The 24658-nt window shown below is 60.4% G+C and carries 24 protein-coding genes and 1 pseudogene; 11 read left to right on the top strand and 14 right to left on the bottom strand.

All coding sequences use genetic code 11. The features are described from left to right. Positions 1–324: 324 nt before the first annotated feature. The 7 genes from glpE to ACIN8IBEIGE_RS11125 all read right to left on the bottom strand — a co-directional run bounded on the left by glpE (position 325) and on the right by ACIN8IBEIGE_RS11125 (position 8291). On the bottom strand, positions 325–654 hold the full coding sequence (gene glpE, locus ACIN8IBEIGE_RS11155; protein WP_090377519.1) for a thiosulfate sulfurtransferase GlpE: 330 nt from the start codon (positions 652–654) through the stop codon (positions 325–327). Continuing rightward, complete coding sequence (locus ACIN8IBEIGE_RS11150; protein ID WP_160014678.1) at positions 651–1472, bottom strand: symmetrical bis(5'-nucleosyl)-tetraphosphatase; 822 nt, start codon at positions 1470–1472, stop codon at positions 651–653. The genes glpE and ACIN8IBEIGE_RS11150 overlap by 4 nt, the downstream gene beginning before the upstream one ends. Positions 1473–1738: 266 nt before the next feature. After that, positions 1739–2119, bottom strand: coding sequence for a Co2+/Mg2+ efflux protein ApaG (gene apaG, locus ACIN8IBEIGE_RS11145; protein WP_160014677.1), 381 nt, complete (start codon positions 2117–2119; stop codon positions 1739–1741). A gap of 41 nt (positions 2120–2160) precedes the next feature. Beyond that, complete coding sequence (rsmA, locus tag ACIN8IBEIGE_RS11140; protein WP_160014676.1) at positions 2161–2964, bottom strand: 16S rRNA (adenine(1518)-N(6)/adenine(1519)-N(6))-dimethyltransferase RsmA; 804 nt, start codon at positions 2962–2964, stop codon at positions 2161–2163. Positions 2965–3072: 108 nt separating this feature from the next. Further along, the gene (gene pdxA, locus ACIN8IBEIGE_RS11135) at positions 3073–4074 is read right to left on the bottom strand and encodes a 4-hydroxythreonine-4-phosphate dehydrogenase PdxA (protein WP_160014675.1); all 1002 of its coding nucleotides are present in this window, start codon (positions 4072–4074) and stop codon (positions 3073–3075) included. A 172-nt stretch (positions 4075–4246) separates the two neighbouring features. Beyond that, positions 4247–5545 (bottom strand): peptidylprolyl isomerase, encoded by a 1299-nt coding sequence (locus ACIN8IBEIGE_RS11130; protein WP_160014674.1) that lies wholly within the window; start codon positions 5543–5545, stop codon positions 4247–4249. Next, positions 5520–8291 (bottom strand): LPS-assembly protein LptD, encoded by a 2772-nt coding sequence (locus ACIN8IBEIGE_RS11125; protein ID WP_160014673.1) that lies wholly within the window; start codon positions 8289–8291, stop codon positions 5520–5522. The genes ACIN8IBEIGE_RS11130 and ACIN8IBEIGE_RS11125 overlap by 26 nt, the downstream gene beginning before the upstream one ends. A gap of 125 nt (positions 8292–8416) precedes the next feature. Here ACIN8IBEIGE_RS11125 and ACIN8IBEIGE_RS11120 point away from each other — a divergent pair, with 125 nt between their 5' ends. From ACIN8IBEIGE_RS11120 to ACIN8IBEIGE_RS11110, 3 genes are read left to right on the top strand one after another with little or no spacing between them, the layout of a single operon-like run. Then, a complete protein-coding gene (locus tag ACIN8IBEIGE_RS11120; protein ID WP_160014672.1) occupies positions 8417–9433 on the top strand; it encodes an aminoglycoside phosphotransferase family protein in 1017 nt (338 codons plus the stop codon). Beyond that, positions 9430–10101, top strand: coding sequence for an N-acetylmuramate alpha-1-phosphate uridylyltransferase MurU (gene murU, locus ACIN8IBEIGE_RS11115; protein WP_160014671.1), 672 nt, complete (start codon positions 9430–9432; stop codon positions 10099–10101). Before ACIN8IBEIGE_RS11120 ends, murU begins: the two co-directional genes overlap by 4 nt. Position 10102: 1 nt before the next feature. Next, positions 10103–10864, top strand: a complete 762-nt coding sequence (locus ACIN8IBEIGE_RS11110; RefSeq protein WP_160014670.1) for a DnaJ domain-containing protein — start codon at positions 10103–10105, stop codon at positions 10862–10864. 186 nt (positions 10865–11050) lie between these two features. Here the strand turns inward: ACIN8IBEIGE_RS11110 and ACIN8IBEIGE_RS11105 are convergent, their stop codons facing one another. After that, entirely contained in the window at positions 11051–12085 is a 1035-nt protein-coding gene (locus ACIN8IBEIGE_RS11105) for an alpha/beta hydrolase family protein (RefSeq protein ID WP_160014669.1), read from the bottom strand. A gap of 136 nt (positions 12086–12221) precedes the next feature. Between ACIN8IBEIGE_RS11105 and rpe the strand changes: the two genes are divergently transcribed. From rpe to trpC, 6 genes and pseudogenes are all read left to right on the top strand, one after another. After that, a complete protein-coding gene (rpe, locus tag ACIN8IBEIGE_RS11100) occupies positions 12222–12896 on the top strand; it encodes a ribulose-phosphate 3-epimerase (RefSeq protein WP_090377485.1) in 675 nt (224 codons plus the stop codon). Continuing rightward, a pseudogene (locus tag ACIN8IBEIGE_RS11095) lies at positions 12893–13758 on the top strand (phosphoglycolate phosphatase). The gene rpe and the pseudogene ACIN8IBEIGE_RS11095 overlap by 4 nt, the downstream one beginning before the upstream one ends. A 68-nt stretch (positions 13759–13826) precedes the next feature. Next, positions 13827–15320, top strand: a complete 1494-nt coding sequence (gene trpE / locus ACIN8IBEIGE_RS11090) for an anthranilate synthase component I (RefSeq protein ID WP_160014667.1) — start codon at positions 13827–13829, stop codon at positions 15318–15320. 11 nt (positions 15321–15331) lie between these two features. Continuing rightward, positions 15332–15925, top strand: coding sequence for an aminodeoxychorismate/anthranilate synthase component II (locus ACIN8IBEIGE_RS11085; RefSeq protein WP_160014666.1), 594 nt, complete (start codon positions 15332–15334; stop codon positions 15923–15925). Continuing rightward, a complete protein-coding gene (trpD, locus tag ACIN8IBEIGE_RS11080) occupies positions 15925–16974 on the top strand; it encodes an anthranilate phosphoribosyltransferase (RefSeq protein ID WP_160014665.1) in 1050 nt (349 codons plus the stop codon). The genes ACIN8IBEIGE_RS11085 and trpD overlap by 1 nt, the downstream gene beginning before the upstream one ends. Next, positions 16971–17807, top strand: coding sequence for an indole-3-glycerol phosphate synthase TrpC (gene trpC / locus ACIN8IBEIGE_RS11075; RefSeq protein ID WP_160014664.1), 837 nt, complete (start codon positions 16971–16973; stop codon positions 17805–17807). The genes trpD and trpC overlap by 4 nt, the downstream gene beginning before the upstream one ends. Before the next feature lie 61 nt (positions 17808–17868). Here the strand turns inward: trpC and crp are convergent, their stop codons facing one another. After that, on the bottom strand, positions 17869–18513 hold the full coding sequence (gene crp, locus ACIN8IBEIGE_RS11070; protein WP_090377469.1) for a cAMP-activated global transcriptional regulator CRP: 645 nt from the start codon (positions 18511–18513) through the stop codon (positions 17869–17871). Positions 18514–18745: 232 nt separating this feature from the next. Between crp and ACIN8IBEIGE_RS11065 the strand changes: the two genes are divergently transcribed. Beyond that, a complete protein-coding gene (locus tag ACIN8IBEIGE_RS11065) occupies positions 18746–19171 on the top strand; it encodes an OsmC family protein (protein ID WP_160014663.1) in 426 nt (141 codons plus the stop codon). 69 nt (positions 19172–19240) lie between these two features. Here the strand turns inward: ACIN8IBEIGE_RS11065 and coq7 are convergent, their stop codons facing one another. From coq7 to ACIN8IBEIGE_RS11050, 3 genes are all read right to left on the bottom strand, one after another. Then, entirely contained in the window at positions 19241–19888 is a 648-nt protein-coding gene (coq7, locus tag ACIN8IBEIGE_RS11060; protein WP_160014662.1) for a 2-polyprenyl-3-methyl-6-methoxy-1,4-benzoquinone monooxygenase, read from the bottom strand. Positions 19889–19981: 93 nt separating this feature from the next. Beyond that, positions 19982–20815, bottom strand: a complete 834-nt coding sequence (locus ACIN8IBEIGE_RS11055; RefSeq protein ID WP_160014661.1) for a formylglycine-generating enzyme family protein — start codon at positions 20813–20815, stop codon at positions 19982–19984. Next, positions 20800–21138, bottom strand: a complete 339-nt coding sequence (locus ACIN8IBEIGE_RS11050; protein ID WP_160014660.1) for a histidine triad nucleotide-binding protein — start codon at positions 21136–21138, stop codon at positions 20800–20802. The genes ACIN8IBEIGE_RS11055 and ACIN8IBEIGE_RS11050 overlap by 16 nt, the downstream gene beginning before the upstream one ends. Before the next feature lie 57 nt (positions 21139–21195). Here ACIN8IBEIGE_RS11050 and ACIN8IBEIGE_RS11045 point away from each other — a divergent pair, with 57 nt between their 5' ends. Beyond that, positions 21196–22677, top strand: coding sequence for an AAA family ATPase (locus tag ACIN8IBEIGE_RS11045; protein WP_160014659.1), 1482 nt, complete (start codon positions 21196–21198; stop codon positions 22675–22677). On the opposite strand, the gene ACIN8IBEIGE_RS11040 is transcribed toward ACIN8IBEIGE_RS11045, so the two are convergent. Together ACIN8IBEIGE_RS11040 and ACIN8IBEIGE_RS11035 are read right to left on the bottom strand one after the other, a co-directional pair. Next, positions 22678–23472, bottom strand: coding sequence for an SDR family oxidoreductase (locus ACIN8IBEIGE_RS11040; RefSeq protein WP_160014658.1), 795 nt, complete (start codon positions 23470–23472; stop codon positions 22678–22680). Positions 23473–23669: 197 nt separating this feature from the next. Next, positions 23670–24614 (bottom strand): DUF805 domain-containing protein, encoded by a 945-nt coding sequence (locus tag ACIN8IBEIGE_RS11035; RefSeq protein WP_160014657.1) that lies wholly within the window; start codon positions 24612–24614, stop codon positions 23670–23672. Between the last annotated feature and the right edge of the window lie 44 nt (positions 24615–24658).

Genomic DNA, 24658 nt, shown 5'->3' with positions numbered 1-24658 from the left:
CACCTAATAATCCTAGAGCTTGTCCAACGTCTGCTGCGCGTCGATCCTGCTGCGTTAAGAACAGGCTCGGAATGCTCATTTACATCAGTAAACTTCGCTTCCTCGCCTGTTCTTGCCTTGCATGACTCTAGCTCGCGAGACCTTGAACAGGTTCTTACCGATGGCCCTATGCCGTTTGGCCGGCTCTACCTTGTTTTGGATGGCCTGAGCTAAAGGATAGTTCGGAATCGGCGAGGTCAAGGGCCGCGCAACGATAACAGGATATTACCGTTGGTCGGCAATGCCCGGCAGGCCACAGCTGGTGCGGCCTGGGCGATGAAAAAATTATTCTTCCGAACTGTGCGCGGTGTCGTTGGGAAAAGTGGCGCGCCACAGTTCAAAACCACCATCGAGGCTGTAGACCTCACTGAAACCCTGGCCAACCAGATAGGCCGCTGCGCTCTGGCTGGAGTTGCCGTGGTAGCAGGTGACAATCAGCGGCGCGTCGAGATCGGCCTGGGTGATAAAGGCGTGCAGTGAGTGGTTGTCGAGGTGCTGCGAGCCGCTGATGTGGCCGGCGGCAAAGCTTTGCGGGTCGCGGATATCGACCACCACGGCGCCTTGTTGGCGCAACGCCTGAGCCTGCTCGGGGGGGATGCGTTTGAATTCGCTCATGCTTGCTCCTTACAGTCGCAGCTGTATTTCTCGCCGCTATCGATATTCATCAGGGTCATGCTTGCGCCCCATACGCAGCCGGTATCCAGGGCGATCACGTCGGGCTCAGGGGACTGGCCTTCGAGTGCTGCCCAGTGGCCGAAGATGATGCGCTGACCTCGGGTCTTGCGCTGTTTGTAGCTGAACCAGGGGGCGTAGCCCGGTGGTGCGCTGCCGACGCCTTCCTTGCTTTTCAGGTCTAGGGTGCCATCGGCTTTGCAGAAGCGCATACGGGTGAAGTAGTTGGTGATTACCCGCAGGCGCGTTACACCGTGCAGGTCTCCGTCCCACTTGGCCGGCTCGTTGCCATACATGCCGTCGAGAAACAGCGGCAGGCGCGCGTCATCACGCAAGGCTTCTTCCACTTCAGCAGCGCGGCGAAGGGCTTTGTCCATGTTCCACTGTGGTGGGATGCCCGCGTGCACGAGTGCCATATCGCGGGCTTCATCGTAATGCAGGAGCTTCTGCCGGCGCAGCCAGTCAAGCAGGTCAGCAGCATCTGGTGCGTCGATGATTTCGCGCAGGGTGTCGCCTTTCTTCAGGCGCTCGATATTGTGCGCCACGGCCAGCAGGTGCAGGTCGTGATTGCCCAGCACGCAGGTCAGCGCATCACGGATGTTGTAGAGAAAACGCAGTGTCGCCAGGGATTCTGGGCCGCGGTTGACCAGATCACCTACCAGCCACAGCTTGTCGCGTGACGGATCAAAAGCCACGCGCTCAAGCAGGCATTGCAGAGGTTTCAGGCAACCTTGCAGGTCGCCGACTGCGTAGGTGGTCATTAGGGTCTGTTCCCGCTTCGTCGCGAGCCGCGTTGCTGCGAAAAATTGCGCCAGGCAAGGCGCGAGGCGCAGGTAATGGTCGCTCCCTTGCCAAGCCTCGAAACGCAGCATGGCGCAATTTTTCGCGCAACCCGAAGGGCCGGGCCAGTTTTTGCGCGGTGCTGCGTTATTCGTCGTTCATTTGGAACAACCAAACTTCTCTCCTCATGCCTTACTCCGCGCAAAAACTGGCTCCGGCGCGGTCGTGAACGAAACGGGAGCAGACCCTAGTGCAGTGAGCCCGGCACCGCCAGGCGGAAGGGTGCGATCACGGCGTCAAAGCGTTTGCCGTCTTCGGCGAGCATCTGGTAGCTGCCCTGCATGATGCCGACGCGGGTGGCCATCACCGTGCCGCTGCTGTAAGTGTGGCTGGCGCCGGCCTCGATCAGCGGCTGCTGGCCGATCACGCCGGCGCCGCGCACTTCCTGCACACGGCCATCGCCATCGGTAATCACCCAATGCCGCGAGAGCAGTTTGGCCGGCAGTTCGCCGTTGTTGCTTACTGTGACGGTGTAGGCGAAGGCAAAGCGGTTCTGCTCCGGCTGTGACTGCTCCGGCAGATAGCGGGTGACGACGCTGACGTCGATCTTGTAACGCGAATCGCTCATGCGTAATTAACTCAGTGGGCAGGTACCCAGTCTAGCCGCTGTCAGTCGGCGTTGGGCTGTTCAGCCAGTTTGTCTGCCAGGCGTACAAATGCAGCCAGGTCCAGTTGTTCGGGGCGCAGGCTGCCATCCACGCCGGCCTCTTCGATGGCAGCAGCCGGCAGCAAGGCCTTGAGGGTGTTGCGCAGTGTCTTGCGGCGCTGGTTGAAGGCTTCGCGCACCACGCGTTCGAGCAGGTGGTGGTCTTTAGCTGGATGTGGCAGCACCTCGTGCGGCACCAGGCGGACGATCGCCGAATCGACCTTGGGCGGCGGATTGAACGCGCCAGGGCCGACATTGAACAGATGCTCCACGCGGCAGTGGTACTGCACCATGATCGACAGCCGGCCCCAATCGCCACCGCCGGGCTCGGCAGCCAGGCGCTCGACCACTTCCTTCTGCAGCATAAAGTGCATGTCGCGAATCAGTGCGGCATTGCTCAGCAGGTGAAAGATTAGCGGCGTGGAGATGTTGTACGGCAGGTTACCGACCACGCGCAGGCTGCGTGGCGCGGCCTGCAGTTGGTTGAAATCGAACTTGAGTGCGTCACCCTGATTCAGGCGAAAGCGCGGATTGCTGCCGAACTGATGTTGCAGGATTGGCACCAGGTCGCGGTCAAGTTCAATCACGTCGAGCTGCGCGCCGCTGTTCAGCAGGCCTTCTGTCAGCGCGCCCTGACCTGGGCCGATCTCCAGCATGTGCTCGCCGTCACGGGCGTGGATGGCGCGCAGGATGCGATGAATCACTCCGGCGTCATGCAGGAAGTTCTGGCCGAAACGCTTGCGCGCGCGGTGTTGGTAATCGGACATGCAGCAGCTCCAGGCTTCAAAGCATCGGCTTGAAGCGAATGTAACGCGAGTAGAAAGCCCGGCAGTTTAACAGCATTGGCGGCGTTCGCCCTGTGCCGGGCTTAGTCTTCAGCGGCTTTTCACCTGGTTGGCAGCCATTTCATAGGCGGTTTGCAAGGCGACCTGCAGGCTGCCGCAGTCGATCTTGCCGCTGCCGGCCAGATCCAGTGCAGTGCCATGGTCGACCGAGGTGCGGATGATCGGCAGGCCCAGGGTGACGTTTACCGCCGCGCCAAAGCCCTTGTATTTGAGCACCGGCAAGCCCTGGTCGTGGTACATCGCCAGCACTGCATCGCAATGTTCGAGGTGCTTGGGGGTGAACAGGGTGTCGGCCGGCAGCGGGCCGATCAGGTCGATACCTTCGCTGCGCAGCTGCTGCAGGGTGGGCACGATCACGTCAATCTCTTCACGGCCCAGATGGCCACCTTCACCTGCGTGCGGGTTGAGGCCGCAAACCAGAATCCGCGGCCGTGCGATGCCGAACTTCGTGCGCAGGTCATGGTCGAGGATGCGCGTGACCCGGCTGAGGCGCTCGGGGGTGATGGCTTCGGCCACATCCTTGAGTGGCAGGTGCGTAGTCACCAGCGCCACGCGTAGGCCATGGGTAGCGAGCATCATCACCACCTGCTCGGTGTGGGTCAGCTCGGCGAGAAACTCGGTATGCCCGGAGAAGGTAATCCCGCCTTCGTTGATCACGCCCTTGTGCACGGGGGCGGTAATCATCCCGGCGAAGTGCCCGTCGAGGCAGCCTTGTCCCGCGCGGGTAAGCGTCTCTAGGACATAGCGCGCATTGTCTGCGTTCAGTTGGCTGGGGTTTACGGCGGCGGCCAGCAGGGTGTCCCAGACATACAGGCTGCCGGCGGGGGCAGCCTGGCTTGGCCAGGCATCGGGGCTGACGCTGACCAGGTCAATGCTTAATCCCAGCAGCTGGGCGCGCTCAGCTAGCAGGTCGCGGCTGGCAATAGCGATCAAAGCATGTGGCTGCGCTTCGCGGGCCAGCAGCAGGCACAGGTCGGGACCTATGCCGGCGGGCTCACCAGGGGTCAGCGCGAAAAGGCGGGCGTGGCTCATCGGTAGGCTCTCGCTATGCGTCAACGGGGCAGTGCATCAGTTGATCGGGGTGTAGGGCTATTATGCGTCGGGCCGGCGAGTAGTCGCCAGGCAGGGGCGGCCACAAAAAAGCCCGGTTTGCGTGCGCATAAACCGGGCTTGTCTGTTATCTCGCGTTAGGGCGAGACACCTGTCAGAGCTTGGTCTCGACGTAGGCTTCGTCGCGGATCTGGCGCAGCCAGGCTTGCAGCTCTTCATCGTACTTGCGATTACGCAGTACGGTCATGGCCTGCTGCTCGCGGAACTGGGCGCTGCTGTCAGTGGCACGACGGCCCATGACTTCCAGCACATGCCAGCCGTAAGGGCTCTTGAACGGTTTGGACAACTCGCCAGCTGGCGTGCTGTTCATTACTTCACGGAACTCTGGCACCAGCACGTTCGGGTCGATCCAGCTCAGCGTGCCGCCGTTCAGCGCCGAGCCTGGGTCTTCGGAGAAGCTCTTCGCCAGTTCGGCGAAATCTTCCCCGGCCAGGATGCGCTGGTGTAGGCGTTCAACCAGGCGTTTGGTTTCAGCTTCACTGCGGATTTCGCTAGGCTTGATCAGGATGTGGCGAACATTCACTTCGTCACGTACCTGGCTGTCGCCGCCGCGCTTTTCCAGCAGCTTGAGCATGATAAAGCCGCCAGGAGTACGCAGCGGCTCAGTTACCTGGCCAGCTGACAGGGCGCTAAGCATGGTGTCGAAGGGCGGTGGTAGCTGCCCGGCTTTACGCCAGCCCATTTCGCCGCCTTCCAGCGCGGTTTCACTGGCTGAGCGGGCAATGGCTAGTTGGGCGAAGTCCGCGCCTTGTTGCAGCTGTTGGTACAGATCGCGAGCTTGGCGGTCTGCGGCCTGGATGTCTTCCGGGGAAGCACCTTCGGGTACTGGAATCAGGATGTTGGCCAGGCGGAACTCTTCCGAAAGCTGCATCTTGCCCATGTCCGAAGCGAGGAAGTTCTGCACTTCCTGGTCGGTGACCTGGATGCGCTCAGCCACACGGCGCTGGCGCACACGGCTGATGATCATCTCGCGGCGTACCTGATCACGCGCATCGGTGTACGACAAGCCGTCAGCAGCCAGGGCGGCGCGGAACTGTTCGATGCTCATGCCATTGCGCTGAGCGATGGTGCCGATGGCCTGGTTCAGCTCTTCATCGGTAATCCGAATGCCGGAGCGTTCACCAATCTGCAGCTGGATGTTTTCGATGATCAGGCGCTCCAGCACCTGCTGGCTGAGCACATGCTCAGGCGGCAGGGCGGCGCCGCGCTGGGCAATGGTCTGCTGCACTTCACGCAGGCGTGAATCGAGCTGGCTTTGCATGACGACATCGTTATCGACAATCGCTACAACACGGTTGAGTGGCTGTACCTCAGCGTGTGCCGCAGTACCCAGAAACAGCGCGCCCAACAGCAGCGGGCGCACGCAATCAGAAAGCTTTGTCTTCACGTTCACGATAACCTTGAATGCCTTGGTCGAGGAAAGTCTCAACTTTATTGCCGACTACACCACCCAGACCTTTGAGTACGATCTGCAGAAAGATGCCACGATCAGCCTGGTCGTTCAGCGACGGGTTCAGGCTGACTTCGTCGTAGTCGATCCAGTAGCGGTTGATCAGGCGCAGTTTCCAGCAGCAGCTGTCGTATTCGAAGCCAGCGAAGGCCTCCAAGGTGCGGTCGCGACCGTAGTCATACTGCCAGCGGGAGATCACGCTCCATTGCGGTACGATCGGCCAGATCACCGAGAAGTCATGCTGACTGATCTTGTAGTAGTCCTTGATGTAGTTCGCGCTGCCGGGGGTGCCGTAGTCGCCACCGCCTACTACCCAGTTACCACTGTCTTGGTCGTAACGGATGGTGTCATTGCGGTAGCGATAGCCAGCGTTGACCACCTTGTTCGGGTTGTCTTCTGGCTGGTAATGGAACATCGCGCTACCCGAACGGGTGCTGCCGCTGTCCGGATCCCAGTTGAAGTCCGACGAGAAGCGCCAGTCGCGGTTAAAGCGATACATGTACTCGAGCGCATAAGGCGATACTGATGCCGTGGCGTCGCTGCGGGTGCGGTAATCAATGCCTGGTAGCTGCACTTGGCGATCTTCAAAGTAGAAGGCCTGGCCGATGCTAAAGCGTTGACGCTCAAAGCCGTTGGGCTCAATCCAGCGGTTGGTTATACCCAGAGACAGCTTGTTCTCGTCGCCGATACGATCCTTGCCGGAGAAGCGGTTTTCACGCCACAGCGAGGAGTAGCTGAATGTGCTTTCGCCGGTATCGAAGATTGGGATGTCCGTCTGGTCTTCTTCGGGAACATAGAGGTAGAACAGGCGTGGCTCCAGTGTTTGCCGATAGGACTTGCCGAACCATTGGGTATTGCGGTCAAAGTACAGGCCGCTGTCCAGGCTAAACATGCCGACGCCGCGGCTTTGGCTGCTCTTGTATTCCTGTTCGGCCAGCAGCGTGTTTTTGCCTTGCTGATCCAGGGTCAGGTCATAGTTGGTCTGCAGGTACTTGACCTGCGGCTTGATAAAGCCCCAGCTCCAGTTGAGCGGCAGGCTGACGCCTGGCTCGACATGCAGGCGCTCACCATTGGCGCGTGCCAGGCCTTGAACGACTGTGTCATACCAAGGCTGTTCAACTACCCCATCTTCATTGATGAAGTTGCCTTTGCGTAGGTTGCGGTCGAAGCGCACATATTCCGTGCCATAACTGAAGTTCACCCCAGCTGGTTTAAATGGCAGCACGCCATCCAGGGTCAGTTGTGGCAATCGATTGTACGGGGTGATGTCCGTGATATTGGCCAGCTCATAAGCGTGTGCATTCAGCCGTGCGGTATAGCCGTTGCCGCGATAGGTTAGGGTTCCGCGTTGGTTGATGTAGCTAGTGGAGCTGACTCCCAAGTCAGTGTCTAGGTCTTGAAAATAATACGGATCGCTGATGTCGGTGTAGTCGACTTCAGCCAACAAGCGCGAGGTCAGGCCTGTTTTATGCTGCCAACTGTACATCCAGCGCTGATCTTCGTAGTCCGACTGCAGTTTGCGGTCGTCGTTGCTGTCGTCGAGATACGCGCCGCCAACCTGGCCTTCGCTGTTCTTGGTGAGGTAGCGGAATTCGCCTTCCATCATCAAGCCGCGATCGCTCATATAGGTCGGGTACAGCGTGGCGTCGTAGTTCGGCGCCAAGTTGAAGTAATACGGCGTTTGCAGGGTCAGGCCGTTATCGCTCGAGCTGCCAATGCTTGGTGGCAGGAAACCGGACTGGCGACGGTCATCAATCGGGAAGTAGATATAAGGTGTGTAGAACACCGGAATATTCTTCACCCGCAAGGTGACGTTGGTCGCGGTGCCGAAACCGGTGGCCGGGTTCAGGGTGATGTTGTTGCCCTTCAGGTGCCAGGCGTTGCTGCCCGGTTCGCAGCTGGTGTAGGTGCCGTCTTTCAGGCGGATAATCGCGCTTTCTTCACGCTTGGCGTAAAGCGCGTTACCGCGAATATGGCTCTTGTGCAGCACATATTCGGCGTTGTCGACTTTGGCTTCGCCGTTGTCCAGTTGCAGCTCGGCGCGGTCACCCACCACCAGCATGCCCTGGTCACGCAGGCGCACATTGCCGATCAGCTCACCGCGGTTTTCCGCCTGACGCAGGTTGGCTTCATCCGCTTCAACCTGCATGCCGGCCTGGCGCAGAACCACATCGCCGGCGAGGGTGGCGACCTGTTCTTCCTGCTCGTAGCGCGAAGCTTTAGCCGATACGAACATCGGCGCTTCGTCCATAGGCGTCTTGTCGTCCATGCCCGGCCGCGTCGGCTCTATATAAGCACCTGCGCAATACGGGCCGGCTTCAGCCAGCTGGGCGGCGCTGAGGTTTTCTCGCGGCACCCAGTCCAGGTGGCTGTAGTCAGCGCTGCGCGAAGCGAGGCCTTTGCCACGGCTTTCAGTCACCAGGGTCGCTTGCGCGGCTTTTTCCTGAGGTGCTTCGGCGCTGCCTTCACCAGCTTTGTTGCTGGCAACCGAATCACGTTGTACTGGCCGTGCTGGCAGTGCAGCATTGCTGGTCTTCGGGGCGCATGCCCAGCCGCCGGTGGCGGAGACCTGGCAATCGTACTGCTCGGCAGCGATAGCAAAAGGAACGGCTAAAGGTTGTAGCGCCAGAAGGCTGCCAGTGACCAGTAGAGGGAATTTTTTACGAAACGCGGGGTATTTTACTGCCATCTTATTTTTTCCGGGCTTCCTGCGCGCCATTGGCCCTGAGGCCGCACGCCTCTCGATGGGCTTGAAAAGATGCTGGATAATAAAGCATGACCCGCGCAACGGCTAGCGCCGTCGGAGACCTTGTAATGCCTGATGAAGATGTACGCTTAAAACTTCTCGAAAACTGGCTGGATCAGCAGCTGCCTGAGCTGTTTGCCGAGCAGGGTTGGGGCGCTGTACCCGCCGCCACGCTTACCTCTGCCAGCAGTGATGCCAGTTTCCGCCGCTATTTTCGTTGGCAAGGCGCTGGGCGTAGCCTGATCGTGATGGACGCACCGCCGCCGCAGGAAGACTGCGCACCCTTCGTCAAGGTGGCGCATTTGCTGGCCGAGGCACGTCTAAATGTGCCGCAGATTCTTGCCGCTGATCTCGAACGAGGCTTTTTATTGCTCAACGATTTAGGTCGGCAGACCTATCTGGATGTGATTAACGCAGGCAATGCTGACGCGCTGTTCGCCGATGCGCTGCAGGCGCTATTGGCGTTTCAGCAGCTGCCGATGACTACGCCATTGCCCAGTTATGACGATGCCCTGCTGCGCCGTGAGTTGCAGCTATTCCCCGAGTGGTATGTACAACGCCACCTGGGTGTCGAGTTCAGCGAGCAGCAGCAGGCCCTATGGCAGCGCGTCAGTCAGCTGTTGATCGACAGTGCCCTGGCCCAGCCCAAAGTGCTGGTGCATCGCGACTATATGCCGCGCAACCTGATGCTCAGCGAGCCGAATCCTGGTGTGCTGGATTTTCAGGATGCGGTCTATGGCCCGGTGACTTATGACGTCACCTGTCTGTTCAAGGACGCCTTCCTTAGTTGGCCCGAGGTGCGCGTGCGCAGTTGGTTGGAGCAGTATTGGCAGCAGGCGCGTGATCTGGGTGTACCGGTACAGGCAGAGTTGGAAGACTTCCTGCGTGCCAGTGATTTGATGGGCGTGCAACGCCACCTCAAGGTCATCGGCATCTTCGCACGCATCTGCCATCGCGATGGCAAGCCCAAGTACCTGGGTGATGTGCCGCGGTTTTTCTCTTATATAGAGGCGGTTTTGGCGCGTCGGCCGGAGCTGGCTGAGCTGGGCGAATTGCTGGCCAGTCTGCCGCAGGAATCCGTATGAAGGCGATGATTCTGGCTGCCGGCAAAGGTGAGCGGCTGCGCCCGCTGACCCTGCACACACCCAAACCTTTAGTGCGTGCGGCTGGCGTGCCCTTGATCGAATACCACGTGCGCGCGTTGGCAGCGGCAGGGTTTACCGAATTGGTGATCAATCATGCCTGGCTGGGGCAGCAGATTGAGGATTACCTAGGTGATGGATCGCGCTTTGGCGTCAGCATTGCCTATTCCGCTGAAGGTGAGCCGTTGGAAACTGGCGGCGGGATATTCCAGGCGCTGCCGCTGCTGGGGGATCAGCCGTTTGTATTGATCAATGGCGATATCTTCACCGACTACCCCTTTGCCGAGTTGCGCCGTCCGTTATCCGGCCTGGCTCACCTGGTGCTGATCGATAACCCTGGCCATCACGTCAAGGGCGATTTCTGTTTGCAGAATGGACAGGTTACGGACGCGCGGGAAGGGCAGGACAGTCTGACCTACAGCGGCATGGCCGTGTTATCGCCTGGGCTGTTTGCTGGTTGTGAGGCAGGCGTGTTCTCGCTTGCGCCATTGCTGCGTGCGGCCATGGCGACTGGGCAGGTGAGCGGTGAGCGGTTTGACGGTTGCTGGGTGGATGTGGGTACTCATGAGCGGCTGGCTCAGGTCGAGCGTTTGCTTGAGGCGCGCGGCTAGGATGATCTGGCCTGTGACCTTTCTAGGGGCGGTTGCCGGGCTGGCGGTTGCCAGTATTCCAGGTGCCATGCTCGGCGGTTTGCTGGGCCAGGTTCTGGATCGGCGCTTGCGTCTGCAGTCCTGGGCGGCCTTGCGGGAACGCCTGGGCGGCCGTGCCGAGGTGCGTGACGAGTGGCTGCTATTCGTGCTTTTGGGGCGTTTGGCCAAATGCGGTGGTCGCGTGCTGCCGGCGCATATCCAGCAGGCGCAGGCGGAAATGCAGCGCTTGGGGCTGAATGCCGAGGGGCAGCGTCAGGCCATCGCGGCTTTTGCTCGGGGCAAGACCGGGCGCGACAGTTTGCGCGTGCCGCTGCGGCGCCAGCACGCGCGAAGTGAAATGCTGATGCGCGCGTGCTGGCGAATGGCCTGGGTGGATGGCCAGGTCGGTCAAACCGAGCGCGAGCTGATTATGCTCTGGGGTAAATGGCTGCAGGTTTCATCGGCTACCCAGGCGCAGCTAAGTGATGCTTATGCGCCGCAACGGGGGCCGCTGGTTTCGACGGCCAGCAATGCCTATCAGCGTGCCCTGAATCTGTTGAACGTGAATGCCGATGCCGAGCCGGCGCAGATCAAGCAGGCCTATCGGCGCTTATTGAGCCGCCATCACCCCGACAAGCTTGCGGGCAGCGGGGCCACGCCGGAGCGTGTGCGCGAGGCCACTGAACGTACCCGTGAGTTGCACCAGGCCTATGACCTGGTTCGCCAGCGTCACGGCTTTCGTTAGCAGGCTGTAGAAAGACTACCTGCGTTGCCATCGCGGCATTAAAAGCAAGCTCGGCAAGCCGCTTGCGGCTAACGCGCTTTAGCGCGACCCGAAGGGCGAGTGAAACGAGTAATGCTCATCCGCTTCCTTGCTGGCTTTTGCCTTGCGCTGACTGTCTCGTTAACGTTTTTCAACGGCCTGCTAGGGCTATTTCGCCTGCAATTTCAGCATCAGCCAGCCACGGATACGGCGGTAGAGTTGCTCCTGTTCGGCTTCGCGGTTGCCTGGCAGGGCTTTCATGGCGATCTGTATATAGCTGGGGTGCTTCTGTCGTTTGCTGGCTTGCGAGCGCTTGAGGGCGGCCTGGCGGTCGGCTGCCAGATCCTTGTAATAGAAGTCGCCAGTAGCCAGTTGCAGCTGCGGAATCAGCTCATCGAGTGGCGGTGTATAGCCAGCGGGCAATTGTGGGGCTACCAGCAGCAGGTTCTGAATCTTGGCTGGCTTGCGTTCGGCCAGGTAGCGTGCGGCCCAGTAGGCGCCGCTGCCGTGGCCGAGCAACACAATGGTGTTGGCCTGCCGTTGTTCGGCGAACGCGATGGCCGATTCGATGCGTGCCAATACGCGTTCGGCATGGGCTTTCTGCTGCTCCTCAATGTTTTTCACTTTGTTTGCCGCGGCTTCGGCACTGTCTAGCTGACTATTGCGGTTTTCCGTCGCGGCTTCATCTGTTGCTGGGCTGCTCTCGACGCTTTCCTCTGTCGGTGCTTCTGTGGTGTCGACAGCAGCGTCTTCTGCAGATTCTGTAGTGGGTAGCTCGGCGCTGCGCAGTGGTGGTGCATCGCTATTGGGGTCGGGCAAGGTCACGCTGAGACTATGCCAGCCGCCGTTTGGCAGTTTGCGGCGCAAGGGGCCGACACTTTGCGGCCAGTCGGCGGTTTCATCATCCCCTGGCAGAATGATCACTGCGCCGCTGGGTTCGCCGACATTGGCCGGCAGCCAGAGGGCCAGGAAGCGTTCATCGTCAGCCTGCAGTTGCTGCTGTTCCTTTTGCTCCAGTTGCTGCTCCAGCGCCGTGGCTTCCACTTCGCTGCGTTCGGCTAAGGGCGCACGTACTTCCTCTGTCGTCTCGGTTGAGGCGTCCGTAGCGGCGGGGGCTTCTTCTGCAGGAGTTTCTTCTTCAGCCTGTAGCGGGCTGATCGATAGCAGCAGGCTCAGGGCCAGGGCGGCAGGGCGCGAAAGCATGGGGTTCTCCGGTGAGCATCGGGTTTCAGCAGCCTAGCCTTTTCCGCTCAGCTTTGTCAGGTGTCGCTCATGCGCGCCAGGCCTTGGATCGGGCTGTTACAATGCGCGCCTTCCGTGAATGCCACCGAGGTGCGCTATGCAACCCTTCGCCATTGCTCCGTCGATTCTGTCTGCCGATTTCGCCCGTCTGGGCGAGGAAGTGGACAAGGTGCTCGCCGCCGGTGCCGACATCGTGCACTTCGATGTCATGGACAACCATTACGTGCCCAACCTGACCATCGGCCCGATGGTCTGTGCGGCGCTGCGTAAATACGGCATCACCGCGCCGATTGACGCGCACCTGATGGTCAAGCCAGTCGACCGCATCATCGGTGACTTTATCGAGGCTGGTGCCACGTATATCACCTTCCACCCGGAAGCGTCCGAACACATCGATCGTTCTCTGCAGCTGATTCGTGATGGCGGCTGCAAGGCCGGCCTGGTGTTCAACCCGGCTACCCCGCTGGATGTGCTCAAGCACGTGATGGACAAGGTGGACATGATCCTGCTGATGAGCGTTAACCCAGGTTTCGGTGGGCAGAAGTTCATTCCCCATACCCTGGAGAAACTCAAGGAGGCTCGTGCGCTGATCGACGCCTCTGGCCGTGAAATCCGTCTGGAGATCGACGGTGGGGTGAATGTGCAGAACATCCGCGAAATCGCCGCTGCTGGAGCCGACACCTTTGTCGCCGGCTCGGCGATCTTCAATCAGCCGGACTACAAAACCGTGATCGACGCCATGCGCGCCGAACTGGCTCAGGCGCGCGGATGAGTCTGCTGCGCGAGCTGTTCCGGGGTGAGGTGCCGCGCCTGGTGATGTTTGACCTGGACGGCACTTTGGTGGATTCGGTGCCGGATCTGGCCGCAGCCATCGACAAGACTTTGCGCGATTTGGGGCAGCCTGCAGCGGGTGTGGCACAGGTGCGCGACTGGGTCGGCAATGGTGCGCGGGTGCTGGTACGCCGCGCCCTGGCGGGCGGGCTGGCCCATGAGCATATAAATGAGACCCTCACCGAGCAGGCGCTGGAGCTGTTTATGCAGCATTACGCCGAAGACCATGCGCTGACCGAGGTGTACCCCGGTGTGCGGCCGGTGCTGGATTGGCTGCGCGAGCAACAGGTGGAGCTGGCGATTGTCACCAACAAGCCCGAACGCTTTGTCGCGCCACTGCTGGATGAAAAAGGACTCGGTGGCTATTTCCGCTGGATTGTTGGCGGCGACACCTTGCCCCAGCAGAAGCCTGATCCGGCGGCGCTGCTGCATGTACTAAAGCTGGCACGGGTGACGGCTGAGCAGGCGTTGTTTGTCGGTGATTCACGTAATGATGTGCTTGCCGCCAAAGCCGCCGGGGTGCCGTGCGTGGCGCTGAGTTATGGTTACAACCACGGCCGCCCGATTGCCGAGGAAAACCCGGCGTATGTGCTGGATTGCCTCAGCGGCCTGCTGCGTCCTGCCGAGCCCGCGCTTTTGCCGGGCCTTGCGGGTTGATTCGCCTCCGGCCCTGCGCTAGTGTGGCCGGAGTTCAATCCCGCCTGAATTAAGAGAGTTTCGTGGTGGTCACCTGCACGCGCTGGTCGGCAAGCACCGACATGAAAATCATCAAGGCCCTGGCCCGTTGGCGCTGGCGCCTCTGACCTGATCCTGGCCGCTACGGCGGCGCGCCTGCATTCGACCGTTTTAACCTCAAGCCACGAGGCTGCTCATGACCCGCGAAGAATTTCTGCGTTTAGCCGCTGCCGGCTATAACCGCATTCCTGTTGCCTGCGAAACCCTGGTGGATTTCGACACCCCGCTGTCGATCTACCTGAAACTGGCCGACGAGGCCAACACCTACCTGCTGGAATCCGTACAGGGCGGTGAGAAGTGGGGCCGTTACTCCATCATCGGCCTGCCGGCGCGCACTGTGCTGCGTGCTTATGAGCATGAGGTGACCATCAGCGTCGACGGTGTCGAAGTGGAGCGTCATCACTGCGAAGACCCACTGGCCTTTGTCGAGCAGTTCAAGGACCGCTACAAGGTGCCGACTCTGGCCGGCTTGCCGCGCTTTAACGGTGGCCTGGTCGGTTATTTCGGCTATGACAGCGTGCGCTACGTCGAGCCCAAACTGGCCAAGGGCGTTAACCCCGATGCCTTGGGTACGCCGGATATCCTGCTGATGGTGTCCGATGCCGTGGTGGTGTTCGACAACCTGGCCGGCAAGATGCACGCCATTGTGCTGGTCGATCCGAGTGAGGCCGAGGCGCTGGAGCAGGGCCAGGCGCGCCTGCAGGAAATTTTGCACAAGCTGCGTCAGCCGATCACTCCGCGCCTGGGCGTGGACCTGGCCGCGCCGGCCGCTGCTGAGCCGGACTTCGTTTCCAGCTTCAAGCGTGATGACTACGAAAATGCAGTCAAGGCGATCAAGGAGTACATCCTGGCTGGCGATTGCATGCAGGTGGTGATCTCGCAGCGCATGTCGATTCCGTTCAAGGCGGCGCCGATTGATCTTTACCGCGCGCTGCGTTGCATCAACCCGACGCCTTATATGTACTTCTTTAACTTCGGCGACTTCCATGTGGTTGGCAGTTCGCCAGAGGTGCTGGTGCGCCTGGAAGATGGTCTGGTCACCGTGCGCCCGATTGCCGGCACCCGCCCGCGTGGTGCTAATGAAGAGGCTGACCTGGCCCTGGAAGAGGATCTGTTGTCCGACGCCAAGGAAGTGGCCGAGCACCTGATGCTGATCGACCTGGGGCGCAACGACGTCGGTCGTGTGGCCAGCACCGGCAGCGTCAAGCTCACCGAGAAGATGGTGATCGAACGCTATTCCAACGTCATGCATATCGTCTCCAACGTCACCGGCCAACTGAAAGAAGGCCTGACCGCGATGGACGCGCTGCGCGCCATTCTGCCGGCCGGCACCCTGTCCGGCGCGCCGAAGATTCGCGCCATGGAAATCATCGATGAGCTGGAACCGGTCAAGCGCGGCGTCTACGGTGGCGCTGTGGGCTATCTGGCCTGGAACGGCAATATGGACACCGCCATCGCCATTCGCACCGCCGTCATCAAAGATGGCGAGCTGCACGTGCAGGCCGGTGCCGGCATCGTGGCCGATTCGGTGCCGGCGCTGGAGTGGGAGGAAACGCTGAACAAGCGTCGCGCCATGTTCCGTGCTGTGGCGCTTGCCGAGCAAACCGTTCCTGACCTGTCCACGCGCTGAGGAGTCCCGCCATGCTTTTGATGATCGATAACTACGACTCCTTTACCTACAACGTGGTGCAGTACCTGGGCGAGCTGGGCGCTGACGTGCATGTGATCCGCAATGATGAACTGTCGATTGCCGAGATCGAGGCGCTTAAGCCTGAGCGCATTGTGGTCTCGCCGGGGCCGTGCACGCCGACCGAAGCCGGGGTTTCCATCGAGGCCATCCTGCACTTTGCCGGCAAACTGCCGATTCTTGGCGTGTGCCTGGGGCACCAGAGTATCGGCCAAGCCTTTGGTGGCGATGTGGTGCGCGCGCGCCAGGTGATGCACGGCAAGACCAGCCCGGTGTTCCACCGCGATCTGGGCGTCTTCGCCGGCCTGAACAACCCGCTGACCGTGACCCGCTATCATTCCCTGGTGGTCAAGCGCGAAACCTTACCGGAATGCTTGGAAATCACCGCGTGGACGCAGCATGAGGACGGTTCGGTGGATGAGATCATGGGCCTGCGCCACAAGACCCTGCATATTGAGGGCGTACAGTTCCACCCTGAGTCGATCCTTACCGAACAGGGCCATGAGCTGTTTGCCAACTTCCTCAAACAACAAGGAGGCCAGCGCTGATGAATATCAAGGAAGCCCTCAATCGAGTGGTCAATCAGCTCGACCTTAGCACCGAAGAAATGCAGGACGTCATGCGCGAAATCATGACGGGCCAATGTACGGATGCGCAGATCGGCGCCTTTCTGATGGGCATGCGCATGAAAAGCGAGACCATCGACGAGATCGTCGGTGCCGTTTCGGTGATGCGTGAGTTGGCCAGCCATGTGTACCTGCAGACCCTCGATCATGTGGTGGATGTGGTCGGCACTGGCGGTGATGGCGCGAATATCTTTAACGTCTCCACCGCGGCGAGTTTTGTCGTCGCGGCTGCGGGCGGCAAGGTGGCGAAACACGGCAATCGCGCCGTTTCTGGCAAGAGCGGCAGCGCCGACCTGCTGGAGGCCGCAGGGATCTACCTGAGTCTGACGCCCGTGCAGGTCGCGCGTTGCATCGAGAGCGTCGGTGTCGGTTTTATGTTTGCCCAGGTGCATCACTCGGCGATGAAATATGCCGCCGTGCCGCGTCGTGAGCTGGGGCTGCGTACTCTCTTCAATATGCTTGGCCCGTTGACCAATCCGGCCGGGGTCAAGCATCAGGTGGTGGGCGTGTTCAGTCAGGCGCTGTGCCGACCGCTGGCCGAGGTGCTCAAGCGCCTGGGCAGTCAGCACATCCTGGTGGTGCACTCGCGCGATGGGTTGGATGAATTCAGTCTGGCGGCGGCGACCCATGTCGCCGAGCTGAAAGATGGGCAGATCACCGAATACGAGGTGTTGCCGGAAGACCTCGGGCTGAAGAGTCAGAGCCTGGTCGGCTTGGCGGTGGAAAGCCCGGAGGCTTCGCTGGCGCTGATTCGTGATGCTCTGACGAAGCGCAAGAGCGAAGCCGGGCAGAAAGCGGCCGACATGATTGCCCTGAATGCTGGTGCGGCGCTGTATGCGGCGGATCTGGCGAGCAGCCTCAAGCAGGGCGTGCAGCTGGCCCATGACGCCTTGCACACCGGCCTGGCCTGGGAGAAGTTGCAGGAGTTGGTGTCCTTTACCGCTGTATTCAAAGAGGAGAATGCCGGGTGAGTATTCCAACCGTTCTGGAGAAGATTCTGGCGCGCAAGGCTGAGGAAGTCGCCGCGCGCCGCGCCGTTGTTTCGCTGGCCGAGCTTGAGCAGCAAGCCCGTGCTGCCGATCCGGTGCGCGGCTTTGCCGAGGCACTGATCAGCCAGGCCAAGCGCAAGCAGCCGGCGGTGATCGCCGAAATCAAAAAGGCCTCGCCAAGCAAGGGTGTGCTGCGCGAGCATTTCGTGCCTGCCGAGATTGCCCAGAGCTATCAGGCCGGCGGCGCCACCTGTCTGTCAGTGCTGACCGATATCGACTTCTTTCAAGGCGCGGATCGCTACCTACAGGACGCCCGTGCGGCGTGCTCGCTGCCGGTGATTCGCAAGGACTTCATGATCGACCCGTACCAGATCGTCGAAGCCCGCGCCCTGGGGGCCGACTGCGTGTTGTTGATCGTCTCGGCGCTGGAAGACGCGCAGATGGCCGAGCTGGCTGCGACGGCCAAGGCATTCGATCTCGATGTGCTGGTGGAAGTGCACGACGGCGACGAGCTGGAGCGGGCGCTGAAGACCCTGGATACGCCGCTGGTGGGGATCAACAATCGTAACCTGCACACCTTCGAGCTGAGTCTGGAAACCACCCTCGACCTGCTGCCGCGCATTCCGCGTGATCGTTTGGTGGTGACAGAGAGTGGCATCCTCAATCGTGCCGATGTCGAGCTGATGGAAATCAGCGAGGTGTATGCCTTTCTGGTTGGCGAAGCGTTTATGCGTGCTGATAATCCAGGGGCTGAACTGGAGCGTCTGTTCTTCCCGGAGCGCAAGCGGGTGATCGCTGCCCCTGACGTGGACTGAAACCACGACACGTAAAAAAGCCGACGCATGCGTCGGCTTTTTTATGGCTGCAGCTGGGGGCTCAGCGCGTGCCGAACACCACCATGGTTTTGCCTTTGACGCTGACCAGGCCCTGTTCTTCCAGTGCTTTGAGCACGCGACCGACCATCTCGCGGGAGCAGCCAACGATACGACCGATTTCCTGACGGGTGATCTTGATTTGCATGCCGTCCGGGTGGGTCATTGCATCGGGTTGCTTGCACAGGTCGAGCAGGGTGCGGGCAACTCGGCCGGTAACATCGAGGAAGGCCAGGTCGCCGACCTTGCGCGTGGTGTTGCGCAAACGTTCGGCCATCTGGCTGCCGAGGGCGTAGAGGATGTCTGGATCCTGCTGGGTCAGCTCGCGGAACTTGGCGTAGCTCAGCTCCGCCACCTCGCACTCGGTCTTGGCGCGCACCCAGGCGCTGCGTTCTTTTTCGGTGCCGTCCTTTTCGAACAGGCCCATTTCTCCGAAGAAGTCGCCGGAGTTGAGGTAAGCGATGATCATTTCACGACCATCATCGTCTTCGATCAGGATAGTGACCGACCCTTTGACGATGAAGAATAGCGTTTCGCAGCGATCGCCCGCATAGATGATGGTGCTCTTGGCGGTGTAGCGACGGCGGTGGCAATGCGCGAGAAGCTTGTCGAGATTTTTTATTTTAGGTGTGAGGGTAATAGCTACCATGCCTGAATCCCGAATTTATAAAGGTAAGCCGTTGTGCGGCTGAAGTTCTAATAATAGTTATCTGTACAAGTGTGCCAGTAATTAGCTATCAGCTTAACCACCAGTCTAAGACTAGGTGTTGTTTTGCGACCTGGCTAACACTCAGCACGAGCTTTTGGCTCTCTTGGCACCCAAAGAGGTTGTAACGGTGCTGTGCTAAGCTGCCTTCCTTTTTAACAGCGGAGCCCGAGTAATGAAAGCGCGTATTCAGTGGGCAGGCGAAGCCCTGTTTATCGGAGAATCGGGCAGCGGCCATGCGGTGGTAATGGACGGCCCGCCAGAGAGCGGTGGACGTAACCTGGGTGTGCGGCCGATGGAGATGGTGCTGATTGGTCTGGGTGGCTGCAGCAACTTCGATGTGGTCAGCATCCTGAAGAAGTCCCGCCAAGCGGTAGAAAGCTGTGAAGTTTTTCTGGAGGCCGAGCGTGCTACGGAAGAGCCCAAGGTATTTACCAAGATCCACCTGCATTTCGTGGTCAAGGGCCGTGGTTTGAAGGAGGCTCAGGTCAAGCGTGCGGTTGAGCTGTCGGCCGAGAAGTACTGCTCGGCCTCGATCATGCTGGGCCGCGGCGGCGTCGAAATCACCCACGACTACGAGATTGTCGAGTTGGGCGAGTAAGCGGTTGTAGATACCTGGCGACATGAAAAAGGGCACCTCGGTGCCCTTTTCTGTGCCTGCGATTCAGTCTTACACGCGGTAGGTAGTACTGGTCATGACCTTGGCCAGCAGGCTCATGCCGAACTTCACTGGCGCCGGGAAGCGCAAGCCGCCGGCGTCCAGTGCGTTGCAGGCGTGTTGCTCTTCATCGACACGCATCTGCTCAAGAATCGCCCGGGACTTCTGGTCTTCCAGTGGGATCTGCTGCAGGTGTTCATCGAGGTGTTTGACCACCTGATCTTCGGTGGCGGCGACAAACCCCAGGCTGACCTTGTCGCTGATCAGCCCGGCCGCTGCACCAACGCCGAATGACAGGCCGTAGAACAGCGGGTTGAGAATGCTGGGCTGGCTACCGAGTTGACGGATGCGTTGCTCACACCAAGCCAGATGGTCGATTTCCTCATCAGCCGCATGTTCCATCGCCTGGCGCACCTGCGGCAGCTTGGCGGTAAGGGCCTGGCCCTGGTAGAGCGCCTGGGCGCAGACTTCGCCGGTATGGTTGATGCGCATCAAACCTGCAATATGCTGGGCCTGCTGTTCATCCAGTTCGGCTTCCGGTTGCACGATGGCCGGTGATGGCCGCGTCGGCTGGCCGCTGAAGGGCAGCAAGGTGCGCAGGGCGGCATCGGCTTGCAGCAGCAGGCGATCAACAGGTGAGAAGTGACGTTCGCTGGCCATAGGGACCTCCGGCGATGATGACGGCGCTCAGTTTACTCCACGCGCGGGAGAAGGTCTGTTGACGTTTCGTCGCAGCCTTGCCACGCGTTGACCTCAAGGCAATTCACGCAGCACGCGAAAACCCAGGGCGTAGTCCTTGTGTTGTGGCTGCTTCATATCGCGCTGGCTGCTGCGCAGGTAGGTCGGGCCGCTGTTCCAGGCGCCGCCGCGTACCACGCGCGGGCTTTGATCCAGCACCCCGGCGCTGTGTTGTTCACTGCCGTCGAAGGGGCTGGCGAAGCGCGAGGCGGTCCATTCCCAGACATTGCCAGCGGTGTCATGCAGGCCGAAGGCATTGGCGGTGAACTGGCCGACGCGCTCGGTCTTGCTCTGGATCAGGCGCGAGGTGGCGCAGCCGCGGCAATGCGCGCGCGGGCGGGTTTCCGGGCTGTCGAGCTGCTCGCCCCACCAGTAATAGCTGGTGCTGCCGGCGCGGGCAGCGTATTCCCACTCGGCCTCGGTGGGCAGGCGATAGCGCTGGCCGGTGACCTTCGACAGCCATTGGCTATAGGCCTGGGCCTGATGCCAGGACACATGGATCACCGGTCGCTGCGCCGACAGCCCCCAGCCCTCGTTATCCGGCATGGCCGTAGCGGTGGCGTCGGCATACTGCTGCCAGTCAGCGAAACTGACTTCGTAGCGGCCTATGGCGAAGGGGCGGTTGATCTTTATCGGCGTCAGCGGGCGTTCGTTATGGTTGCCGCGGCCACTGTGATCACCCAACAGATAGCGCCCGGCAGGCAGCACAACCAGCTGCGGTCCTTGCTTGCCCTTGGGCAAGGCGTCGCTGAATACGCTACCAACCGTATGCGCCTGCGTTGGATTGCCAATCAACAGAGCGAGCATGGTCAGCGCGCCGAGTAATGAACGACTCAACCCGGTGGCCATGCCATCTGCCTTTGACCCAGCACGTGCATATGGATGTGGTGCACCGTCTGGCCGCCCAGGTCATTGCAGTTCATCACCACGCGAAAGCCTTCCTCGCAGCCTTGCTCCTTGGCCAGACGCTGGGCGGTAAAGAGAATATGCCCGGCCAGCGGCTTATCTGCCTCACTCAGGTTATTGAGGGTGCTGATGTGTTTTTTTGGGATAACCAGAAAATGCACCGGTGCCTGCGGGCCGATATCGTGAAAGGCAATCACCTGATCGTCTTCATAAAGCTTGCGCGCCGGTATTGCACCAGCGACGATCTTGCAAAATAGACAGTCCATGGGCAGTCTCCTGGCCGGTATTTAACGAGGCCCGAGTTTAGTGGACAAGGAGCGTGGGTGAAAAACGATATTCATGATCTGGGCTTGGTATTGGATTCCAAGACCAAGCTGGTGCTGATCGAATCCTGGGATGAGCCACGAGTGCTGGAAACCCTGACCAGCCTGGCGGTGCGTCGTAGTCTTGGCCTGCAGGTGTGGTCGGTGACCGAGGGCATGCAGCGTGTGGGCTATTCCATCCAGGAGCCGGTCGACAGCACAACCTTGGAGCCTGAAACTGCTCTGCGTCTGATCAAGGCTGATACGCAGCCGACGCTCTATGTGCTGTGCGATCTGCATCCGTTTCTTGAGGACAACCCCAAGCTGGTGCGTCTGCTCAAGGAAATCGCCATGAACGAGTCGCCCAGCAAACCGACGCTGGTGCTGGTCTCCCATGCCTGCAAACTACCGCCCGAGGTGCAGCGCTATGCCTCGCGCTTCAGTCTGTCGCTACCTTCCGAGGAAGAGCTGCTGGCCATCGTGCGTGACGAGGCCACCGGCTGGAGCGCGCGTAACCGCAACGCGCGAGTGCGCACCGATAACCGCACCTTGCAACAGGTGGTGAAAAACCTGCGTGGTCTCAGCCATGCCGAAGCGCGTGCATTAGCGCGCAATGTGATTTGCGATGATGGCGCGATCACCCAGGAAGACCTGCCGGAGCTGAACAAGACCAAGTTCAAGCTGCTCGATCTCGATGGCGTGCTGAGTTTCGAGTACGACACCGCACGTTTCGCCGAGGTCGGCGGGCTGAGCAATCTCAAGCGCTGGCTGGGTGAGCGGCAAGGCATCTTCCTGGAGGGCAAAGGCGTCGATCTACCCAAAGGTGTGCTGCTGGTTGGGGTGCAGGGCGGTGGCAAGAGCCTCGCCGCCAAGGCCATCGCCGGCCTGTGGGGCTTGCCCCTGCTGCGTCTGGATTTTGCCTGCCTGTACAACAAGTTTTTCGGCGAGACCGAACGCAACCTGCGTGAAGCGCTCAAGCTGGCTGAGCAGATGGCGCCCTGTGTGCTGTGGATGGACGAGATCGAGAAGGGCCTGGCCAGTGGTGACCATGATGGTGGCGTCAGCCAGCGTGTACTCGGCACCCTGCTGACCTGGATGGCCGAGCGCAAGGCGCCGGTATTTATGGTGGCCACGGCCAACGCGATTTCCCGGCTACCGCCGGAGCTGATGCGCAAGGGGCGCTTCGATGAGCTGTTCTTTGTCGACTTGCCGGACGCAGCAGTGCGGGCCGAAATCTTCCGTATTCACCTGGCGCGGCGTGAGCTGGAGGTGACGGAGTTTGATCTGGCCCAGTTGGCCACCGCTTGCGATGGCTTTTCCGGCGCGGAGATCGAGCAGGCGGTGGTCAGTGCCCTTTATGCCGCGCAAGCTCAGCAGCAAACGGTCAACCAGGCATTGCTGCTGCAGAGCATTCAAGGCACTGCGCCGCTATCGGTGGTGATGGCTGAAGACCTTGCGGCCCTGCGCGCCTGGGCGGACGGCCGTACGGTCAATGCCGGCTAGCTAGGCTGCCGGCTTACCGAACTGGCGATTCAGTCGTGCGCTGATCCGGCGGACCAACCAGCGCGGTGCCAGGCGCGGGCTGAGGGCGAGCAGGCGGTTGCGCCAGCCCGGGATGATGATCGCGCGATTCTTCTCCAGGGCTTTAACCGTGATCAGTGCCACTTCTTCGCAGCTCATCATCAGTTTGCTGCCTTGCAGGGCTTTGACGTCCATGCTGGCGCTGCGGAAGAACGCACTGCGGGTCGGCCCTGGGCAGAGTACGGATACTTTGACGCCGTACGCTTTCAGCTCCTCGCGCAGGCCTTCGGAGAAGTGCAGCACGTAGGCCTTGCTTGCGTAGTAGTTGCTCATGCCAGGTCCCGGCTGAAAGCCGGCGACCGAGGCGACGTTAAGAATCTGCCCGCTGCCCTGGCCAGCCATGATGGTGCCGATGGCATGACACAGGCGCGCTAGGGCCAGGATATTCAGTTCGATCAGTTGCTGTTCGCGCGCCCAGTCCTGATCCACGTAAGCGCCTGAGCTACCGATGCCGGCGTTGTTTACCAGCAGGTCGATACTGCGTTCGCCCTGTTCCAGCTCATGCAGCAGGCCGCTGACCTGCAGCGGCTGGCTGAGGTCGCAAACGCGAAATAGTACTTCTACGGAAAATCGTTGAGTCAGTTCGCAGGCAATGCTTTCCAGCGCATCGCGCTGGCGCGCCACCAGAATCAGATTGCGGCCACGCCGGGCCAGGGCTTCGGCTAGGGCTAGGCCAATGCCACTGGAGGCTCCAGTGATAAGCGCGTAACGGGTCATAGGGTTCTCCGTGATGGGGCCTTTCGACCCCATGTACCGCGCAAGGTTGCGTAGTTTAGAGCCTGTAGAAAGGCACGCGAGCTAGAGTCCTACAAGGCGAAAACAGGCGAGGAAGCGGAGTGTACTTTTGTACATGAGCATTCCGAGCCTGTTTTTAACACAGCAGGGCCGACGCGCAGCAGGCTTTGAACAGGTTCTTACAGGCCGGCGTCGGCGTAGCCCATATAGGCAGGCAAGGCGATGGCCGCAACAATACCGATGACGATGATTGCCACCCAGAGCAGGGCGAGAATCTTCACTGCGCGGCTGTTCGGCGGTGGCGGCGGACCAAAGCGGTTGGCGGCAGTGCTGCCGGGAATGATAAACATCAGCAGGGAGAACACCCCGCCAACAACCGGCACCAGGGTGACCAGCAATAGCCAGCCCGACCAGCCGATGTCATGCAGGCGCTGCACGCCGAACATAATACCGACCACCGCCACGGCGATACCCACCACCACCATCAGCAGGCCACCAAGAATTTCCGATGCGGCGAAGAAGCCGCCGGCGATGCCGAACAGCGGCAAGCACGCCAGCATCAGCACCATCGACCACGCCAGGTAGCGCAAGCGGCCGATGCGTCCGTCGGTGGTAAAAGCCTTTAGCTCGCCGAACTCCGGCAGAGTTTCCGCTACGGCTGCTTTCGGCGTGGCATAGGGGGTGGCCGCAGCGCTAACCACTTCTGGCTGGCTTTCTGCGAGCATGGCCTGGCGGGCGATAAATTTCTCGATAACGATGCCGCAGGCCGAGCATTCGATAGCTTTGCTTTGCTGGTGGCCGCACTTGGGGCAGGTCATCTGTACGTTGCTTTCAGCTTCGCTGCTTTCCGTACGGTGATCATCGGTTTCCACCAAGCTCAGGCTGGCGGCCAGATCCTGTTCCTTGCGCACTTTGGCACCGGCGCTCTGCAAGGCCTTGAGGTACTGGTCGGCCTCGTTCTCGCTGAGGTCGCGCTTGATGTCGACATTGCCACCGCTAAACAGCGAGTTGATCCGGGTCAGGTCGCTCTTGAACAGGCGGGCGAGGTTTTCTTTGGCTGTTTCCAGGCTGACGTCGGGCATCAGTTCGCCGTTGAACACAATCTTGAAGCGGGCTTGGGTCATATCGGCGTCCTTGTCGGTGCCAGAATGGAGTTGCGCTACAGACT

The sequence above is a fragment of the Pseudomonas sp. 8BK genome (assembly GCF_902506475.1).
Lineage (GTDB): Bacteria > Pseudomonadota > Gammaproteobacteria > Pseudomonadales > Pseudomonadaceae > Aquipseudomonas > Aquipseudomonas anguilliseptica.
Note: the sequence above shows the minus strand (reverse complement) of the source record. Positions and strands in the feature narration are given on the sequence as shown.

Bases quoted from the DNA above. Each gene is read 5' to 3' on its own strand.
- glpE (WP_090377519.1), bottom strand. From the start codon at position 654: ATGAGCGAATTCAAACGCATCCCCCCCGAGCAGGCTCAGGCGTTGCGC.
- ACIN8IBEIGE_RS11150 (WP_160014678.1), bottom strand. From the start codon at position 1,472: ATGACCACCTACGCAGTCGGCGACCTGCAAGGTTGCCTGAAACCTCTG.
- apaG (WP_160014677.1), bottom strand. From the start codon at position 2,119: ATGAGCGATTCGCGTTACAAGATCGACGTCAGCGTCGTCACCCGCTAT.
- rsmA (WP_160014676.1), bottom strand. From the start codon at position 2,964: ATGTCCGATTACCAACACCGCGCGCGCAAGCGTTTCGGCCAGAACTTC.
- pdxA (WP_160014675.1), bottom strand. From the start codon at position 4,074: ATGAGCCACGCCCGCCTTTTCGCGCTGACCCCTGGTGAGCCCGCCGGC.
- ACIN8IBEIGE_RS11125 (WP_160014673.1), bottom strand. From the start codon at position 8,291: ATGGCAGTAAAATACCCCGCGTTTCGTAAAAAATTCCCTCTACTGGTC.
- ACIN8IBEIGE_RS11120 (WP_160014672.1), top strand. From the start codon at position 8,417: ATGCCTGATGAAGATGTACGCTTAAAACTTCTCGAAAACTGGCTGGAT.
- murU (WP_160014671.1), top strand. From the start codon at position 9,430: ATGAAGGCGATGATTCTGGCTGCCGGCAAAGGTGAGCGGCTGCGCCCG.
- ACIN8IBEIGE_RS11110 (WP_160014670.1), top strand. From the start codon at position 10,103: ATGATCTGGCCTGTGACCTTTCTAGGGGCGGTTGCCGGGCTGGCGGTT.
- ACIN8IBEIGE_RS11105 (WP_160014669.1), bottom strand. From the start codon at position 12,085: ATGCTTTCGCGCCCTGCCGCCCTGGCCCTGAGCCTGCTGCTATCGATC.
- rpe (WP_090377485.1), top strand. From the start codon at position 12,222: ATGCAACCCTTCGCCATTGCTCCGTCGATTCTGTCTGCCGATTTCGCC.
- trpE (WP_160014667.1), top strand. From the start codon at position 13,827: ATGACCCGCGAAGAATTTCTGCGTTTAGCCGCTGCCGGCTATAACCGC.
- ACIN8IBEIGE_RS11085 (WP_160014666.1), top strand. From the start codon at position 15,332: ATGCTTTTGATGATCGATAACTACGACTCCTTTACCTACAACGTGGTG.
- trpD (WP_160014665.1), top strand. From the start codon at position 15,925: ATGAATATCAAGGAAGCCCTCAATCGAGTGGTCAATCAGCTCGACCTT.
- crp (WP_090377469.1), bottom strand. From the start codon at position 18,513: ATGGTAGCTATTACCCTCACACCTAAAATAAAAAATCTCGACAAGCTT.
- ACIN8IBEIGE_RS11065 (WP_160014663.1), top strand. From the start codon at position 18,746: ATGAAAGCGCGTATTCAGTGGGCAGGCGAAGCCCTGTTTATCGGAGAA.
- coq7 (WP_160014662.1), bottom strand. From the start codon at position 19,888: ATGGCCAGCGAACGTCACTTCTCACCTGTTGATCGCCTGCTGCTGCAA.
- ACIN8IBEIGE_RS11055 (WP_160014661.1), bottom strand. From the start codon at position 20,815: ATGGCCACCGGGTTGAGTCGTTCATTACTCGGCGCGCTGACCATGCTC.
- ACIN8IBEIGE_RS11050 (WP_160014660.1), bottom strand. From the start codon at position 21,138: ATGGACTGTCTATTTTGCAAGATCGTCGCTGGTGCAATACCGGCGCGC.
- ACIN8IBEIGE_RS11040 (WP_160014658.1), bottom strand. From the start codon at position 23,472: ATGACCCGTTACGCGCTTATCACTGGAGCCTCCAGTGGCATTGGCCTA.
- ACIN8IBEIGE_RS11035 (WP_160014657.1), bottom strand. From the start codon at position 24,614: ATGACCCAAGCCCGCTTCAAGATTGTGTTCAACGGCGAACTGATGCCC.